A 16,956-nucleotide genomic window follows, 5' to 3' on the forward strand; every position below is an offset into this window, starting at 1 on the left:
GTCAAGGCACGAATGTCCGAGACATGACGGGCGCTCTTCCGATCATGCCTAGTGGATCCCAGTACCTCACGTGCGGCGAACCGTCGCGCATGGCGAATTGGGAGAGACGAGTGGCCACGACCTGCGAGAAGAGCACGGACCGATGCGTACGGGACAACGGCGGCCGGGGCTCCGTGTGTGCAGCGCGCGGCAGGTGCGGATCACGTACGTCGACCCTCCGGGAGGTCAGGCGCTGGGCAGCCGTCCATCGGGCCCCCGCAGAATCCGACGGAATATCCCTGGCCCGGTCGGTGACGGAACACGTACGGCTGACCGGAAGGCATTTCCTGCCGGACCGCGTGCTGCTCCAGTTGCGCGACATCCGACAGCGCCATGCAGCGGACCGCCCCCTCCTCCACGCCTTTCTCGACTGCGTGCTCGACAAGCACGAGGGGCGCTTCCACAATCGCACCTACCTCGCGCTGCCGGTCCTGGAGCTCCTCATGGACGAACGGCACGCCGCCCTGAGCGCGGACCGGATGTCCGTCATGCTCATGTCCGACGTCGTCCGCTTCGAGATCGAGGCGGCGGGCGGGGCGCACGAGGGGACCGGCCGCGGTCGACCGGACCCGGCGAGGCTGGGCACCCGGTTGCGGCACGCCCTGCGCTTCGTGGCGAAGAGTCTGGGCCGGCCGGAGGACGGGGACTGGCCGTCGCGGGTGGCGCACCTGTCGCAGTCCCGCCTGGAAGACCTCGTGGACCACCTGCCCCGGCCGCCGGCGACGGACGGTTTCCGGTGGTTCGACGTGACCGTGCAGCCCGTCTCCGTACTGCACGACGAATACTTCTTCATCCGCGTCCTCCAGACGCACGAGATGCTCTTCACCGCGATCGCTGCGGACATGGGAGAGGTCATCCGGGAACTGCGGGCGGGGGACCTGGCAGCGGGCGTGGAGCGGATCGACCATGCGGTCGCCATGTTCGAGCGTGCGGCAGTGCTGTTCCGCATCGTGGCCACCCTGCGGGCGGAGCACTTCTCCGGCTTCCGGCAGTACACCGAAGGCGCCAGCGCCATTCAGTCAGAAGAGTACAAAAGGTTCGAGATCCTGTGCGGGGTTCCGACCGCCGCGCGCTTGTGCTCGTCCGCGTTCACGAGCGTGCCCGCCGTGAAGGCCGAGGTGGAGGACGAGCATCACGACAGCGTCACCCGGGCCTGTCTCGACCTCCGGGCCGAGGGCCGTGTCGGCCCGGGGGAGTGGCACCGCCTCGACGCGGCGCTGGGCCGCCTGGAAAACGGGCACCAGCGGTGGAAGGCGGCCCATCGCAGCCTTGCCGTGCGCATGCTCGGCGATGCGCACGGCACCGGGTACACCGACGGGGTGCCGTACCTGACGCAATGCCTGGACAACCGGCTGTTCTGGCAGCTGGGCACGAGCCGCTGACCCGTTCCCGCCGCCCGCGGCTCGACGTCGTCGGCCGACTCGCCCCGCTTGCCGGGCGCCGGCCCGGGCGTGAGGATGGAAAGGGCGGCCTCTGCACTGACCGAGGAGGCCATGGTGACCACGAGTACGCGCAGGCGCGGGGTACTGCTTTCCATCTCCGTGGCGTTGGCAGCCGGGCTGGTGACAGCAGGCGGCCCCGCGAGCGCCGTCAGCCCCGCAAGCGCCGCGCGCGTGGCCGCCCACGCGCCGGTCGGCGCGGTTGCCGTCGCCCCGTCACCGGAGCCCACGACGGACCTGTCGGCAGTCGCGGAGCTGTTCCTCACCCACGTGCTGGACCTGCTCCAGGAGCACTCGCTGGAGCGGAACAAGGTCGACTGGCCGGAGGTGCGGCGTCAGGCGTTCGCCGATGCCGCCGGAGCCAAGACCACCGCCGACACCTACGACGCGATCGACGCCGCCGTCAAAACCCTCGACAATCCGCACACGGTCTTCCTGCGCCCGGGCCAGGCCGCCGCGGTCGACCCGTCCATCGAGGTTCCGGGGACCGCGGGACCACCGCCCGTACCCCGGGGCCACCTGATCGGGCAGAAGATCGGCTACGTCTCCCTCCCGACCACGGACAAGATCCCGGGCTACGCGCGGGCCGGCGCCCAGGTGGTCCGTACGCTCGACGCCTCGGGGCCCTGCGGCTGGATCGTGGACCTGCGCGCCGACAGCGGAGGCGCCATCTGGCCCAAGCTCGACGCCCTGGCCCCGCTGCTCGGTGACGGCCGGCTCGGCGCCTTCGTCGACGCCGACGGCAACCAGAGCGCGTGGGAGCTGAAGAAGGGGCAGCTGTCCGTCGGCGGCGAGGTCATCTCGAAGGACGTACCGCCGAGCATCGAGACGGGCGAGTCCGGCATCGACGACTACGTGACCCACAACGCGTACGTGCTCAAGAGGCCCGGGCCACCGGTCGCGGTGCTGACGGGACCCGAGACGGCGAGTGCCGGCGAGGCCGCCCTGATCGCCTTCCGGGGCCGCCCGGAGGCCCGCAGCTTCGGTCTGCCCACAGCCGGACTGGCAACGGGGAACTCGACCTACCCGTTCGACGACGGCTCGCTCCTCATCCTCACGCAGACGGCCGACCTGGACCGCACCGGGCGCCGGTACGGCAACACCCCCATCGCCCCGGACGTACGCGTGGACTTCACCGACCGGGACGTGGCCGGCGGCGCCGACGATCCGGTGGTCGACGCCGCCCGGAAGTGGCTGGAGACCCGGCCCGCCTGCCGCTCCTGAGTGGCGCATACCCGCAGAGCGGCCGCCCCGCGCCGGGCTCAGCCCGCCGCTGCCGCCGGGTCCGCTGCGGCGGGCAGGTGGACACACGCCAGATCGGTGGAGGCGGCGGGGATGCGCATGCGCCGCAGCAGGTCACGTGTGGTGCGCAGGGACAGGGTGCTGGTCCAGGTGGTGCCCGGGTGGCGGGATGCCAGGTGTGACAGGGCGCGGGTGCCGAGCCCGCTGGAGAGGAACCGCTCGTCGAGGTCGATGCCGGTGATCACGCCCTCTCCGCAGGCGGCGCAGATCCGGTAGTGGACCTGCCCGACGACCTTGCGGACGTGGACCAGGAGCAGGCACTCCTGCCCCGGGCCGGCGTCGCCCGGGACGTGGGTGGAGAGGAACTCGATGTCGCGGTAGGCGAGAACCCTGCGGCGCAGCCGCATGCCGAACCCGCCGCGGCGCCCGTGCCGCGTCCCGTGTGGGGGCGGCGCGGTGTCGGGGGCGGAACGGGAAAGGAGGCTCGTCGGACGTGCGTGTTCACCGGACATGGACCTCGTGTGCCCAGCCGGCGGCCGCTGACGCGCGTGGCGCACGCGGGCGCCGGCCGATCTGCCCGATCTGCCCGCTCCCGATCCGCCCGCTCCCGGGCCGGGCGGCGGCACCGGACCTGCGTCCGCCCGGGGCCGCCTATCGTCCGCCCGCTGCCGCCGCCCGGTCCGCGACCAGCCGGATCGCCGTGATCGTGAGGTCCGGGTCGTGGAGCTGGACGTAGTGGTCGCTGCCGGTCGCCAGGAGGTGCGGGGTCTGCGGGCGCAGCTCCACCAGAGCCTGCTGCGCCTTCGGCCAGGCCGTCTCCAGCTTCGCCAGCAGGGCCTTCGACATGGTGGCCGGCGCCGCGAAGGGCTCGGTCTTGCTGAGCACCGCGACCGGGACCGGCGGGAGCGGGCCTCCGCGGTCGAGGGCGGCGACCCCGCCGTCGATGTCGACCTGCTCGAAGTCCGGGTCGGCGTCGAAGGGCGTGCCCGGGTGCCGCAGGGCCTCGACGTACTGCGGCCACTGCGCCCCCATCGCCGGCTTCAGCCCCGGCCCCAGCGCGTCGACCAGCACCAGCCCGCGGGTCCGCTCCGGGTGCTCCTGCGCGTACCGCAGGGCCAGCATCCCGCCGAAGGAATGCCCCACCAGCAGATAGGGACCCGGCACCCGGGCGGCGGTCAGAAGCCGGTCCAAGTCCTGGACCATCGCGGGCAGTTCGCGGGTGCCCCGGACCGGCGTGCTGCGGTCGGTGAGCGTCGGCGGCTGCGTGTACCGGATGGTCCCCGGCCGGTCGTACACGCACACGCGCGTGAAGGCGGCCACGCCCGGCAGCACCGCCGGAGCCTTCGGCACGGGTGGCGCGGTGTCGGTCAGCGACCACGGGTCGGAGGCCTCGTGCAGTCCGGACAGCAGCACTACGGTCGGGCTTCCCGACCCAGAGCAGCGCAGGTACAGACTCCGGCCGCCGCCGATGTCCACGCGCTGCTCGCCGGCCGTTCCGCCCGACGGCTCGGGCGTGCCCGCCACCAGCAGCAGGACGGCGGCCGCCACCGCGGCCGTGACCCCGCCGGGCACACGCCATCGCATACCTCCACCCTCCTCCCGCCCCTGCCGGCCCGCCACCTGTTGCCCGGTCGCCGACTGGCGGCGTGAGACCGGGTCGTGGGGAGACGTGCCCGGTCGTACGGTGGTCTGGGGGGGACCGGAACCGGCGCCCCGGCCGGTATGCCGCCGGGGTCTTCGCCGTCCGGTCGAGATGACCGCACTCCGAGAGCAGGTGCATCCCCTTGCGCACGTCAACTCGTACGTCGACCCGTATCGCCGGTGTCCTCACCGGACTGGCCCTGGCCCTCGGCGGCGCGGCCCTGGCCGCCCCCGCCGCCCACGCGGACGTGTCGGCCTGCATCAACCAGGTCGAGCGCGAACTCCGGGGCGGCGAGGCCCCCGAGTACGTCCGGGTGGCGTGCTCCGGCGCCCTCTCCGGCAGCCACGACCAGTGCGTGTCCGGACTGACCAAGGGCGGTGTCACCAACGGCACCGCGGTCAGCGCCTGCCGGGTGGCCGTGAACTAGTGCTCCGCCACGACCCCGGTCCGTCGAGCGTGTCGCCGCGCTGTGGCCACCCTGCATGATGGCGCGGTGATCACCATTCATCTGAAGTACGAGATCGACGTGGACAAGCTCGAGGACTTCGAGGAGTACGCGCGCCGTTGGGTCCGACTGGTCAACCGCTTCGGCGGCACCCACCACGGCTACTTCCTGCCCAGCGAGGGCGACAGCGACATCGCCTACGCCCTCTTCTCCTTCCCGGGCTTCGCCGCGTACGAGCAGTACCGGACGGACAGCATGACCGACCCGGAATGCCGGGCGGCCTTCGACCTGGCGCGCGAAACCCGCTGCATCAAGCGGTACGAGCGCCGCTTCCTGCGACCGCTGGAGACCACGGGAGACTGAACACCCGGCCCGCACCGGCCGGGTGTTCGGTCTTCCGTGCACCCGGCTCGCGCACCCGTGGACACCGGCACTATCCGGTCAGCCTGGATGGACGTTCGATGAACCGCGTTCAGCCGACAGCAGGTCAACGCCCTGCACAACGGCCATCCTGCCGAGTGTCACCCTCCGTTTGCATGTGATCGCAAAGGGCGCATCCCCCTTCCGAGCTGCCCGAATGACCGTTCGGTCGCCGATAATCGAACGAGATGTCTGTAAATCGGTGCTCGATGTGCAGGCGACCTTCGCACCCGACAGACTCAGCGATGTCCAACCGATACATCGCAGCCAACTGCTGCATCCTCCCTTCGATTTGAAAGAGAGTTTGTCGTGCGTCACCGCATCGCTACCGTCTCCGCTGCCGTCCTCCTGACCCTGGCCGGTGCCACGGGCATCGCGCAGGCACAGCCCGCCAGCCTGTACGCCCCGTCCGCCGTGGTCCTGACCGTCGCCCAGGGCGAGGACGCGGACACCGTCGAGCGGGCCTCGACCCTCAGCTGCGCCCCGACCGCCCAGGGCACGCACCCCGACCCCAAGGCCGCCTGCACCGCCCTCGCCGCCACCGCGGGCAGCCTCGACGCGCTCCTCGCGGCCCCGGATCCGAACCGCGCCTGTCCGATGCACTACGCCCCCGTCACCGTCACCGCGGAGGGCGTCTGGGAGGGCAGCCGGATCTCCTGGAAGCACACCTTCTCCAACGCGTGCACCATGTCCGCGACCCTCAACGGGAACGCCGTCTTCGCGTTCTGACGGCTCCTCCCGACCGTCCGTCCCATGCCTGCGCCTGCTCCTGCGCATCCGCCGCCGCCCCCGCCCCTCCCCGGGGGCGGGGGCGGCGGTGCGTCCCGCCACCGCCGTGCGCCCCGCAGCGCCGCCCCCGCCGGGGTGTGGGATCAGGCCACCGTTCCGTCACCCGACCGGCCGATCAGGTCCTAGAGTGTGCGCGTGACCGAGCAGAATTCCGAACTCATCGCCGGCCGGTACCGGCTCGTCGAACGCATCGGCCAGGGCGGCATGGGCCGGGTCTGGCGAGGCCTCGACCAGCAGCTCTTCGGACGCGAGGTCGCCATCAAGGAGATCCTCTTCCCGACGGGACTGGACGACGGCGACCGCGCCACGCTGCTGCGGCGCTTCACCGGCGAGGCCCGCGCGGCCGTCAGTCTCAGCCATCCCGGGATCATCACGATTCACGACGTCGTGGAGCACCGCGGGGCGCCCGTGATCGTCATGGAGCTCATCAGGGGGCAGTCGCTCGCCGCGGCCCTCCGGGAGCAGGGGCGGCTGCCCGTGCAGCGGGTGGCGGAGATCGGCTCCGCCATGCTCGACGCGCTCACCGAGGCGCACGGCGCGCGGATCGTCCACCGCGACATCAAGCCGGACAACGTGCTCCTGACCAAGGACCGCGTGGTCCTCACCGACTTCGGCATCGCCCACCTGGCGGACGCCACGACCAAGCTGAGCCACAGCGGGACCGTCATCGGCACCCCGCAGTACATGCCGCCGGAGCAGTTGGAGGGCAAGCGCCCCACCGCCGCCAACGACATGTGGGCACTCGGCGCCACCCTCTACCACGCCGTCGAGGGGCGTCCGCCGTTCGAGGCCGAGGGGCTCCACGCCCTGGCCGTGGCCGTCTTCACCCGCCCCCACCGGCCGCCCGCCCACGCCGGCCCGCTGGCGCCGCTCCTGGACGCGCTCCTCACCAAGGACCCGCAGGAACGCGCGGGCGCCGCCGAGGCCGCCGAACTGCTCGCAGCGGCGCTGCGCTCCTCCCGGTCCACAGCGGACGCGACCGCCGGCGCCGTCGTACGGGACCCCGAGCCGGGACCCCGCCCCGTCCCCGTGCCGGAGGCGGCGACCGAGCGCGCCCCCACCCCGACGGAGCGCGAAGCGGAACTGCCGCCCCCGCCGCCTCCACCGACGCCCGCACCCACTGCCACTCCCACACCCACTGCCACTCCCACGCCCACGGCCAGGGACTCCGCGCACACCCCCGCCACCCTCTCCGCCCCCGTACCGGACCGGCCGACCACCCCGCCCGTGCCCGTACCCGAGCCTTCGGCGGAGGACCTGGTCTCGCTCGGCGGGGCGGACCCGAAGGGGCGCGGCGAAGGGGCGTCCGCCCGGCGCCGCTCCCTCACCCGGCGCTCGGCCGTGCTGGGAGTGGCGGTGGCCACGCTCGCCGTCGGCTCCGCCCTGACCTGGCAGTTGACCCGTGACGACGCGACCGGTGGCGGTGCAGGGTCCGGCGGTGGCTCCACGGCCGCGCCCCTCACCGTGGTGATCGGGGTGGAGGCACCGCTCAGCGGCGATCTGTCCTCCCTCGGCATCGGCATCAAGAACTCCGCCGACCTCGCTGCCCGGACCGCCAACCGGACCCGGCACGTCCCCGGCGTCAACTTCGAGGTCAAGGCTCTGGACGACCAAGCCGATCCCGCCAAGGGCCGGCCGAACGCCGCCCAGTTCACAGCCGACGAGAAGGTGCTCGGCATCGTGGGGCCCCTGAACTCCGCAGTCGCCCAGACCATGGCGGAACCGCTCGGACGGGCGAACCTGGTCAACGTGTCGCCGGCCAACACCAACCCCGTGCTGACGCTGGGACCGGACTGGGCCAGGGGCATCAAGTCCCGCCCGTACAAGACGTACTTCCGTACCGTGGCCACGGACGTCGACCAGGGCCCGTTCGCCGCCCGGTACCTCCACGACGAGGCCCGGAAGACGAAGATCTATGTGATCGACGACAAGAGCGCCTACGGCACCAGCCTCACGTCCTCGTTCAGGGCCGCGTACACGAAACTCGGCGGGACCGTCGTCGGCGCGGAACAAGTCGACCCCGCGGAAAGCGACTTCACGGTGCTCGCCTCGAAAGTCCGCGGCTCCGGCGCCGACGCCGTGTACTTCGGCGGCTACCACACCACCGCCGGGCCGCTCTCCCAGCAGCTCAAGCAGGCGGGCGTGACCGTGCCCTTGATGGGCGGCGACGGCATCTTCGACCAGCAGTTCCTCACGACCAACGCGAAGGCCGAGGGGGACCTCGCCACCAACATCGGCGTCCCCGTCGAAGAACTGGCAGGAGCGGCGGACTTCCGCGCGCAGTATGAGAAGGCGGGGTACCCGGAGGCGGCCGGTTCGTACGGCCCCTACGCCTACGACGCGGCCTGGTCCGTCATCGAGGCGGTGAAGAACGTCGTGGCGGCCCACGGCGGTACCCTCCCCGCGGACGCCCGGGCGAAGATGCCGAATGCCGTGGCGGGACTGGCTTTCGACGGCGTCACCGGCCGCGTGGCCTTCGACGAGTACGGCGACACGGTCAACCGGCAACTGACGGTGTACGCGGTGAAGGGCGGCAGCTGGACGACCGTGAAGAGCGGACCCGCCGCCCCCTGAGCGGACCCGCCGCGAGGCAGGAGCCATCGGGTGGCGCTCCCCCCAGGACGGCTCCGGCTTCGGCGAGTAGCGTGGAAAGCAGAGCATCCTCGGCGGGCAGGCGTCGGTGTGACCGGCCGGCGCCGCCGGCCGTGGCACACAGACCAGGGCGGAAGGCCCCGCCCGCCGCCGCGTCGGCCGTGTCTCACGTTCCTCCGTGCAAGGAGCGTCGCCCGCATGTCCTCTTTCCCCCCGCCACCGCCGCCCCCCGAGCCGAACCCGCCGCGCTGGGGGCCGCCCGGGCAACCGGGTCAGCCGGGCCAGTTCCCGTCACCGCCGCCGCCCCCGCCGCCGCCCCCACCTGGGCAGCCCCCCGGGCCGTACGGCGGTCCGACGGGCTGGTACGCGCCGCCGCCGGACTCGGAGAAGACCAACACGCTGGCCGTCGTGGCCTTCCTCATGTCGATCCTCTGCGCGATCCCGCTGGTCCCGCTGATCCTCGGCATCATCGCCCTGCGGCAGATCCGCGAGCGCCGGCAGAAGGGCAGGGGCCTCGCCATCGCGGCGATCGTCATCCACTGCGTGACCCTGGTGTTCTACGCCCTCGCGCTGGTCTTCGGCTTCTCCGGCGTGCTGGACGACGCGCCCAAGCGCGACGCCGCGGGCCAGGTCACCGAGGAGGGCTCCAGCGACGTGGAGGACCTCCGGGCGGGGGACTGCTTCACCACGGACGACGACTTCGCGGAGTACCAGGGCAAGAGCGGGGGCGACGCTCCCTTCACGGTCACCGTCGTGCCCTGCGCCCAGCCCCACGAGGGGGAGGCGTTCGCCGTCTTCGACCTCGACGACGGGCCGTACCCGGGCAGGGAAGCGGTCATCGAGACCACCGACGAGAAGTGCTCCGGCACGCAGCTCACCGACTACGTCGGCCCCTCCGCGACCCTCCCGGACGAACTGGAGCTCTACATCTACTTCCCGTCCGAGGGCACCTGGGACGTCGGCAACCGCCAGGTCGTCTGCTTCCTGGGCGACACCAACGGCTCCACCACCGGCTCCGTCCGCGCACCCGGCTCCTGATCCCCCCCGCAGGCCGTGGGCGGCGACGCCCCGGCCGCGGGGATCGCTGCGTTCCGCCCTCTGGCGTACGCGCGTAGACCTCGGGCACCATCACAGGGTCCCACCCGATCCACCTGCACTGCCCAAGCCCCGACGAAGCGTCAGCGGTCACCAGCAGGAGGAACCAGAGTGAAGATCCGCCCCCTCATCACCGCGCTCGCCCTGACCACCGGTGCGCTGTTCGCACCCGGCTTCGGAGTCCTCTCCGCCACCACCGAAGCCCACGCCGCCACGAAGATCAGCCACGCCACCGCGACGTCGATGTTCCGCCAGGTCGGCATCACCTGGTCGTCCTCCGGCGGCTGCTCCGACCGCAACAGGCCGACCTGTACCTCCTTCGAACAGCTCAACCTCGCCTCCGCGCAAGGGGCCCAGACCCTCAAGCGCGCCACCGGATGTGCCCTCAACATCACCGGCGGCACCGAGACGGGGCACGCGAGCGGCACGTACTCGCACTGGAACGGCTACAAGCTCGACTACGCGAAGGGCACGTGCGTCACCAACTACATCAAGAGCACCTTCACCTACATCGGGGTGCGCGGCGACGGTGCGCCGCAGTGGCGGTCCGGCTCGGGGAACATCTACGCGGACGAGGGCAACCACTGGGACGTCCTGTACTACAACTGCGGCGGCTGCTGATCGGACCGGCTCGGTGTCCCGGCTGCGTCAGGACAGGGCGAGAACGCAGAACTCGTGGCCCTCCGGGTCGGCCAGGCACGTCCACGGGACGTCGCCCTGGCCGAGATCGAGATCGATGGCCCCGAGGGCCCGCAGCCGGGCCACCTCCGCCTCCGCGTCGTCTCCCGGGTACGGCAGCAGGTCGAGATGGACGCGGTCCGGCACGGTCTTCACATCGGGGGTGCGGAGGAATTCGAGATACGGGCCGACACCCCGCGCGGAGCGCAACGCGACATGATCGTCCGTCATCTTTCGGGGGGTCCAGTCCACCGCCTCGCCCCAGAACCGGGCCATGGCCCGCGGATCCGCGCAGTCGACCACCACCGCCGCGATCGGCCCGGTGTCCCGGTAGACCTCCCGGGGCTCCAGCACACAGAACTCGTTGCCCTCCGGGTCGGCGAGCACCGTCCACGGCACATCGCCCTGACCCACGTGGGCGGGCGTCGCACCGAGCGTCCGGAGTCGCGCCACCAACTCGGCCTGATGCGACGCAGAGGTGGTGGCGAGGTCCAGGTGTACACGGTTCTTCGTCGTCGTCTTGCGCTCCGGGACGGACACCACGTCGATACCGACGGCGAGCGGGTCCGGCCAGACGAGACCGCCGGCAGGCCCCACGTACGTGGTCACGCCGGACCCCGTGCCGTAGGCGCTCCAGCCGAGCGCCTCCGCCCAGAAGCGGCCGACCGCCGAGTGATCAAGAGCCTTGATGTTCACGTGCACGGGTCGCAGCGCCATGCCGCGGATTCTATGCACCCGCTTCCCGCAGCAGCTCCGCGACCACGACAGGCATCGGCCGGCCGCGAGGGCCGGTCTCGGGCCCTCGCGGCCCCGCTGTCACGGACTCCGGTATCCGCCTATGCTCGCCGTGACTCCAAGCACGGCGACACGAGGGACGCGGTCATGAGCACAGGCGGGGGCGGTCGTGAGGCGCCGTGGAATCCGTACGGATCGGGACAACCCCCGGTGCCGGGGCGGTCACCCGTACCGCCGACCGGTCCTTGGCCGCCAACCCCGGTGCGCCGACTGACCTTTGGGCGCCTGTTCAACCCCATCGCCGTGGCGCAGGCGGTGTTCACGCCGTCCAGGCCGGACCGGGTGCACGATCCGGTGGTGAAGAGGGCCCAGGTCGCCCGGACGGTCATCGGGCTGGCCGCCATCACCTGGATGCTGCTGTCCTACGGGCTGGCGCCGGACGCCGACGCCGTGGTGGACGATCGCTTCGCCCAGATCAGGACCACCCTGATCGTGCTGGCGGTGACGTTCCCGATAGCCGTCGCCGCCTTCGTCCTCGCGGCCCGCTCGCCCAACCGGCGCCTGTTCCTGCGCCGCGCGGTCAGGCCCGTCGGCGCACTCCTGGCGCTGGTCGTCACGCTCGCCGTGCCGAGGCTGATCACCGGCCTGGGCTACGTGGACGAGAACACGGACTGGACGGCGTCCGCGGGGCGGGTGGTCCTGTTGTTCGCCCTGGGCGCCTTCATGCTGTGGCTCGCCCCGTTCGCCCTCTACGGCATCGTGCAGTCGCTCATCCACGTCTTCCGGACGGCAGACCTCCACGAGACGGTTCCGCCGCTGCTCGCGACGCTCCTCGTATGGGAGGTCGCCGTGTTCGACATGTTCCGGGGCACCTACGACAGCGTGCCCCTCGGCGTGCGGCTGGCCTTCACCCTGGGAGGGCCGCTGTCCGTCACCGCCGTGGCCCTGTGGGAGCTGCGACGGCTGCGCACGCGGCACGGCATCACCCTGCGCGGAGCGCTCCTGCGCTGACCGGGCGCGGCCACGGGCCGCCCCGTCCTCCACCGCGCTCGGCCGACGGTGCGGGCGGCCCCGCCCGGGCAAGGCGCCTACGGCGCGCCGGGAAGCCGGACCGTGACGAGCAGGCCGCCGGCCGGGCGGGGGTCGAGGTCGAGGGTTCCGGCGTGGGCGCGGACGATGCTGTGCACGATGGCCAGGCCGAGTCCCACGCCGGCGTGCTCGTCGGTGCGTACGCGTTCCGTTGCGCGCTGGAAGGGTTCGGTGAGGGTCGGGACCAGTTCCGGCGGGAGCCGGCGGCCCGTGTTCTCGACCCGCAGCACGCTCGTGTCGCCCTCCGTCCCGGTGTGCACCGTCACGGTGCCGCCGGCGGGGAGGTTGTGGACGACGGCGTTCTGGACGAGGTTCGTCACCATCCGCAGCAGGAGCTCCGCCGAGCCGCTGGTCCGGGCCGTGCCGCCGGTGACATCGAGTGTGATCCGGCGCTGTTCGGCGAGGGGGAGCAGGGTTTCGGCGGCTTCTTCGGCGAGGAGGGAGAGGTCGACGCCCTCGCGGGTGAAGGTGCCGCTGTCGCCGCGGCTGAGCAGCAGGAGGGCCTCGGTGAGATCGATCGCCCGCGTGTTGACGGCGTGCAGGCGCTCGATGACTTCGCCCCGGTCCCGCGCGGGGTCCTTGCGGGCGACGTCGAGGAGCGCCCGCGAGATCGCCAGCGGGGTGCGCAACTCGTGGGAGGCGTTCGCGGCGAACCGCTGCTGCTCGGCGACGTGGGACTCGAGCTGTTCGAGCATCGCGTCGAAGGCGTCGGAGAGTTCGCGGAACTCGTCCTGGCGGCCCGTCATGCGGATCCGGTGGGACAGGGAGCGGTTCCCGGCCGTCCGTGCCGCGGCCGTGATCTGGGTGAGCGGTGCGAGCATCCGGCCGGCGAGGATCCACCCGCCGACGAGGCCCAGTACCAGCAGGAACGCCAGGACCGCGGCCGCCCTCGGAGCGAAGACGCGCAGGAGGCTGGACCGGATGGGGAACACGCCATGGGTGGGGGCGCCGGAGGGGACGATGAGCGTCGCGCGCTCGGGGACGTAGCGCAGGAGGAACACCCACACCGCGGCGAGCAGCAGGACGCCGGCGAGCATGAGGAAACCGGCGTAGCTGAGGGTGAGCTTGGTGCGCACGCTCAACCCGGGCGCCCTATCCACGGTCCCCGCCCTTCTCTCCGGCCCCGGGTTGCGTGTCGATGCGGTAGCCGACGCCGGGTACCGTGGCGATGATCCATGGTTCGCCGAGCCGCTTGCGCAGTGCGGAGACGGTGATGCGCACGGCGTTGGTGAGGGGGTCGGCGTTCTCGTCCCAGGCCCGTTCCAGCAGCTCCTCGGCGCTGACGACCCCGCCCTCGGCGGCGGCGAGGACCTCCAGCACCGCGAACTGCTTGCGGGTGAGCGCGACGTAGCGGCCGTCGCGGAAGACCTCCCGGCGGAAGGGATCGACCCGCAGGCCCGCGATCTCGCGGACCGGGGGCCGGGCGTACGCCCGCCTGCGGTCGAGCGCCCTCAGCCGCAGGACGAGCTCCCGCAGCTCGAACGGCTTGGTGAGGTAGTCGTCGGCGCCGAGCCCGAACCCGGAGGCCTTGTCGTCGATCCGGTCGGCAGCGGTGAGCATGAGGATCGGAATGCCGCTGCCGGAGGCCACGATGCGTCGGGCGACCTCGTCGCCCGAGGGGCCGGGGATGTCGCGGTCGAGGACCGCGAGGTCGTAGGAGTTGACGCTGAGCAGTTCCAGCGCGGTGTCGCCGTCGCCGGCGATGTCGGCGGCGATCGCCTCCAGCCGCAGGCCGTCCCGGACGGCTTCGGCCAGGTAGGGCTCGTCCTCCACGATCAGTACGCGCATGTCCGCAGCCTAAGCAGCACGGCTCGTCGCCGGCGCACGCACCCGCGCGGGCACACCGCACACGCGGATCAGCCCACCGGTGCCGGCGCCGGGCGAGGCCCGTCGGCCGGGGTGTGCGCCCTCGTGCGCCACCAGCGGCGCGACGCCAGCCCCGCCAGCACGGCGCCGGTGGCGTTGACCAGCACGTCGTCCACGGAGGACACCCGGTCCAGGCGCAGGACGTACTGTGCGGTCTCGACGAGGACCGAGCAGCCCGCCCCGAGCGCCAGGATCCGCGGCACCGACGCCAGTGCCGCGAACCGCATCGGGGCGAAGAACCCCAGCGAGGCGAAGACCAGCAGGTTGCCGACGATCCCGAGCGGCCCCATGACGACCAGGTCCCGCAGCGGCACCAGGCTCGTCCGGCCGGGGACCAGGCCGGGGGCGGCGCCGGGCATCAGGATCAGCCAGACGAACGGCACCGTCCCGTGGACCATGCCCACCTCGGCCAGCGACCGCCGCCACGGCGAGGTGACGCCCGCGGCGCGCCGCCGGCGTGCCAGGGCCCACGCCACCAGCGCGGCCAACGGCAGCGTGACCAGCGTCATGAGCACCACGCCGTTGAACGTGTCGTAGCAGCCGTGCCACCGTCCGGCCATGCACACCGGCGCGGACATCATGAGCGGCCGCCGCATGAGGAACGCGGCGGCCGTGAGGCCGAGGACCGCCAGGCCGAGGAGCACGAGCCTGCGCGTGGGGCGGGGCGGTGGTGGCGGGGATGCGTCGTGGTTCATGGTCCCCATCGGAAGCGGAGGGCCGTTGCGGTGGCGTATGCGCTTTTCGATATGTCCGCGATATGCGAGGGCGGCGCTCGCGGTCCTGCGGGGCGCTGTCCTGCCCCGAGAAGCCTGGAGCCGACGTCCCGGCGGCCCGCGGAGCTCGCAGCGGCGCGTTCGCTCGTGCCTCCACTCGGGTGAAGGACGGCCCCGTGAATCGTATCTTCATATATTCGCATTCGTTGCAGAATCGATACATCCACACCCATGTCCGGACCTGAATTCGGGCCGGGTTCGGAGAAAACTGTCGGCCGTTGCGCGTCAGGAATCACTTCCGAGAAAGCAGGCTCCAGGTATCCGTTCGACCGACAGTCCATTCGAACGCGGAGGTATTGCGATGTCCGTCTGCAGGAACGACTTCCATAAAGCCCACCAGGCTCTCCGAGTTGTCCGACGCACCACCGGATCCCGTCTCCCTCGCCTTTTTCTGCTCCTCAGCCTGCTGACGGCGGGCACCCTGGTCGGCCCGGTGTCACCGGCCGAAGCGGCCACGTCGTACGGCGCCAAAGCCGTGGCGGTGGCCGCTTCCAAGAAAGGTTCCCCTTATGCGCGCGGCGCGGCGGGGCCGAGACGGTTCGACTGCTCGGGGCTGATGCTGTACTCGTTCCGGAAAGCCGGAAAACAGCTGCCCCGCACCGCCGAGCAGCAGTACGAGCACACCTCTCACATTTCCCGAGACAAACGCGCATTGGGTGATCTGGTCTTCTTCCCGCAGGGCTCGACCATGGAACACGTCGGCATTTACGCAGGTCAAGGCAAGATCTGGCACGCCCCCCGGCCGGGGACCCGGGTAAGGCTGGAACGTATTTGGAGCAATAACGTCCGCTACGGGCGGGCCGGTTGACAACAGGTGGAACCCCCGGCCCCCTCCGGGGCCGGGGCTCCACCGGCGCCGGCTTCGGCGGCGGACTTGAGCTCGCGCAGCCCTGCTTCGAGGCCCTCGCGCAGGATTCGGGTCGCGGTGGGGACGTCCGCTCGGCGAGGGCGGGGCCGTTGCCGTCCCGAGCGGTGCGCGGTGCGTCAGGCTGCCGGGCCGGCCGCGGTGGCGCCGACGGGCTGGGGTTCGAGTACGTCCTCGCCGTAGAGGTCCTGGACCCAGTCGGCCTGGTAGACGGTTTCGAGGTAGCGCTCGCCGAGGTCGGGGGCGATGGCGACGGCGGTCACCTGCTCGTCCCGCCGGGCCAGCCATTGGCCGGCGCCGTGGACGACGGTGCCGGTGGAGCCGCCGAAGATGAAGCCGTGGCGGGCCAGTTGGTGGCAGGTGCGAATCGTCTGGGCCTCGTTGACGTGTACCACCTCGTCCACGAAGGAGGTGTCGAGGAGCGGGGGGCGGATGCTCGTGCCGAGGCCGGGGATCATACGGCGGCTGGGTGTGTGCCCGAAGGTGGCGGAGCCCTCCGAATCGATCGCGACGATGCGCACCGGGCGGTGCCAGGTGCGGAAGAAGCGGGCGCACCCCATGAGGGTCCCGGTGGTGCCGGCCCCGATGAAGAGGACGTCGAGGTCGGGGAACGCGCGGGCGATGTCCGGGGCTGTGGTGCGGTAGTGGGCAGCGTGGTTGTTGGGGTTGGTGTACTGGTTCAGCCACACGTAGCGGTCGTCGGATGCGCACAGGGCGCGGACGTGGTCGATGCGGGCGCCGAGCAGGCCGCCGGTGGGGGAGGGCTCGGTGACGACGTGGATCTCGGCGCCGAGGGCTTCCAGGAGCAGCCGGGTCGCCAGGTTGCAGCGTGAATCGGTCACGCACACGAACCGGTAGCCCTTGCTCGCCGCGATCATGCTCATCGCCACGCCGAGGTTGCCGGAAGAGGACTCGACCAGGACGGATCCGGGGCTGAGCAGGCCGTCGCGTTCGGCGGCCTCGACCATCGCGGTCGCGGCTTTGAGTTTGATGGAGCCCGCGAAGTTGAATCCCTCGCATTTGAGGAAGAGTCGGTGCCCGCTGATCGCCTCGAGGTCTACGTAGAGGTCGTCCGTGTTGAATTCCTGCGGAGTGGATATGACCGGCATGGGCACCTCCTTGTTCGCGCTCACGGCGGCTCTGGTACCGCTGGCTTGTGTGGGCGGCTCGGTTGGGACGTCGCTGCTGCCACGTCTTCGGGACCCCTCCAGTACGCGGGCTGACCGCGACCCTGTCATGTCACCGGA

At 71.7% G+C, this 16,956-nt stretch carries 17 protein-coding genes; 10 read left to right on the top strand and 7 right to left on the bottom strand.

Annotated features, from left to right (window positions below):
• Nucleotides 1-290: 290 nt before the first annotated feature.
• On the top strand, nucleotides 291-1,421 hold the full coding sequence (locus AB0D66_RS17875; RefSeq protein ID WP_362303698.1) for a tryptophan 2,3-dioxygenase family protein: 1,131 nt from the start codon (nucleotides 291-293) through the stop codon (nucleotides 1,419-1,421).
• A 111-nt stretch (nucleotides 1,422-1,532) separates the two neighbouring features.
• Nucleotides 1,533-2,702 carry a S41 family peptidase gene (locus AB0D66_RS17880; RefSeq protein WP_362303701.1) on the top strand — a complete coding sequence of 390 codons (1,170 nt, stop codon included), beginning with the start codon at nucleotides 1,533-1,535 and terminating at the stop codon, nucleotides 2,700-2,702.
• 38 nt (nucleotides 2,703-2,740) lie between these two features.
• Here the strand turns inward: AB0D66_RS17880 and AB0D66_RS17885 are convergent, their stop codons facing one another.
• Together AB0D66_RS17885 and AB0D66_RS17890 are read right to left on the bottom strand one after the other, a co-directional pair.
• On the bottom strand, nucleotides 2,741-3,232 hold the full coding sequence (locus AB0D66_RS17885) for a hypothetical protein (RefSeq protein WP_362303704.1): 492 nt from the start codon (nucleotides 3,230-3,232) through the stop codon (nucleotides 2,741-2,743).
• 139 nt (nucleotides 3,233-3,371) lie between these two features.
• The gene (locus AB0D66_RS17890) at nucleotides 3,372-4,304 is read right to left on the bottom strand and encodes an alpha/beta hydrolase (RefSeq protein ID WP_362303706.1); all 933 of its coding nucleotides are present in this window, start codon (nucleotides 4,302-4,304) and stop codon (nucleotides 3,372-3,374) included.
• Between the two features lie 200 nt (nucleotides 4,305-4,504).
• On the opposite strand from AB0D66_RS17890, the gene AB0D66_RS17895 reads away from it, so the two are divergent.
• The 6 genes from AB0D66_RS17895 to AB0D66_RS17920 all read left to right on the top strand — a co-directional run bounded on the left by AB0D66_RS17895 (nucleotide 4,505) and on the right by AB0D66_RS17920 (nucleotide 10,324).
• Nucleotides 4,505-4,789 carry a hypothetical protein gene (locus AB0D66_RS17895; RefSeq protein ID WP_362303713.1) on the top strand — a complete coding sequence of 95 codons (285 nt, stop codon included), beginning with the start codon at nucleotides 4,505-4,507 and terminating at the stop codon, nucleotides 4,787-4,789.
• A 66-nt stretch (nucleotides 4,790-4,855) separates the two neighbouring features.
• The gene (locus tag AB0D66_RS17900; protein WP_362303716.1) at nucleotides 4,856-5,170 is read left to right on the top strand and encodes an NIPSNAP family protein; all 315 of its coding nucleotides are present in this window, start codon (nucleotides 4,856-4,858) and stop codon (nucleotides 5,168-5,170) included.
• 366 nt (nucleotides 5,171-5,536) lie between these two features.
• Nucleotides 5,537-5,956, top strand: coding sequence for a subtilase-type protease inhibitor (locus tag AB0D66_RS17905; RefSeq protein WP_362303718.1), 420 nt, complete (start codon nucleotides 5,537-5,539; stop codon nucleotides 5,954-5,956).
• Between the two features lie 195 nt (nucleotides 5,957-6,151).
• Entirely contained in the window at nucleotides 6,152-8,590 is a 2,439-nt protein-coding gene (locus tag AB0D66_RS17910; protein ID WP_362303721.1) for a bifunctional serine/threonine-protein kinase/ABC transporter substrate-binding protein, read from the top strand.
• Between the two features lie 216 nt (nucleotides 8,591-8,806).
• The gene (locus tag AB0D66_RS17915) at nucleotides 8,807-9,646 is read left to right on the top strand and encodes a DUF4190 domain-containing protein (RefSeq protein ID WP_362303724.1); all 840 of its coding nucleotides are present in this window, start codon (nucleotides 8,807-8,809) and stop codon (nucleotides 9,644-9,646) included.
• A gap of 168 nt (nucleotides 9,647-9,814) precedes the next feature.
• Nucleotides 9,815-10,324, top strand: a complete 510-nt coding sequence (locus AB0D66_RS17920; RefSeq protein WP_362303727.1) for a hypothetical protein — start codon at nucleotides 9,815-9,817, stop codon at nucleotides 10,322-10,324.
• Nucleotides 10,325-10,351: 27 nt separating this feature from the next.
• Here AB0D66_RS17920 and AB0D66_RS17925 read toward each other — a convergent pair whose 3' ends face one another.
• Complete coding sequence (locus tag AB0D66_RS17925) at nucleotides 10,352-11,098, bottom strand: VOC family protein (protein ID WP_362303730.1); 747 nt, start codon at nucleotides 11,096-11,098, stop codon at nucleotides 10,352-10,354.
• A 375-nt stretch (nucleotides 11,099-11,473) separates the two neighbouring features.
• Between AB0D66_RS17925 and AB0D66_RS17930 the strand changes: the two genes are divergently transcribed.
• Nucleotides 11,474-12,127 carry a hypothetical protein gene (locus AB0D66_RS17930; protein WP_362303733.1) on the top strand — a complete coding sequence of 218 codons (654 nt, stop codon included), beginning with the start codon at nucleotides 11,474-11,476 and terminating at the stop codon, nucleotides 12,125-12,127.
• A gap of 77 nt (nucleotides 12,128-12,204) precedes the next feature.
• On the opposite strand, the gene AB0D66_RS17935 is transcribed toward AB0D66_RS17930, so the two are convergent.
• From AB0D66_RS17935 to AB0D66_RS17945, 3 genes are all read right to left on the bottom strand, one after another.
• Nucleotides 12,205-13,305 carry a HAMP domain-containing sensor histidine kinase gene (locus AB0D66_RS17935; protein ID WP_362303736.1) on the bottom strand — a complete coding sequence of 367 codons (1,101 nt, stop codon included), beginning with the start codon at nucleotides 13,303-13,305 and terminating at the stop codon, nucleotides 12,205-12,207.
• Nucleotides 13,298-13,993 carry a response regulator transcription factor gene (locus AB0D66_RS17940; RefSeq protein ID WP_362303738.1) on the bottom strand — a complete coding sequence of 232 codons (696 nt, stop codon included), beginning with the start codon at nucleotides 13,991-13,993 and terminating at the stop codon, nucleotides 13,298-13,300. Before AB0D66_RS17940 ends, AB0D66_RS17935 begins: the two co-directional genes overlap by 8 nt.
• Nucleotides 13,994-14,061: 68 nt before the next feature.
• A complete protein-coding gene (locus tag AB0D66_RS17945) occupies nucleotides 14,062-14,766 on the bottom strand; it encodes a VanZ family protein (RefSeq protein WP_362303741.1) in 705 nt (234 codons plus the stop codon).
• A gap of 379 nt (nucleotides 14,767-15,145) precedes the next feature.
• Between AB0D66_RS17945 and AB0D66_RS17950 the strand changes: the two genes are divergently transcribed.
• On the top strand, nucleotides 15,146-15,652 hold the full coding sequence (locus AB0D66_RS17950) for a C40 family peptidase (protein WP_362303743.1): 507 nt from the start codon (nucleotides 15,146-15,148) through the stop codon (nucleotides 15,650-15,652).
• A gap of 176 nt (nucleotides 15,653-15,828) precedes the next feature.
• Here AB0D66_RS17950 and sbnA read toward each other — a convergent pair whose 3' ends face one another.
• Nucleotides 15,829-16,818 carry a 2,3-diaminopropionate biosynthesis protein SbnA gene (sbnA, locus tag AB0D66_RS17955; RefSeq protein WP_362304000.1) on the bottom strand — a complete coding sequence of 330 codons (990 nt, stop codon included), beginning with the start codon at nucleotides 16,816-16,818 and terminating at the stop codon, nucleotides 15,829-15,831.
• Nucleotides 16,819-16,956 lie beyond the last annotated feature (138 nt).

Source organism: Streptomyces sp. NPDC048270 (genome assembly GCF_040652335.1).
GTDB lineage: Bacteria > Actinomycetota > Actinomycetes > Streptomycetales > Streptomycetaceae > Streptomyces.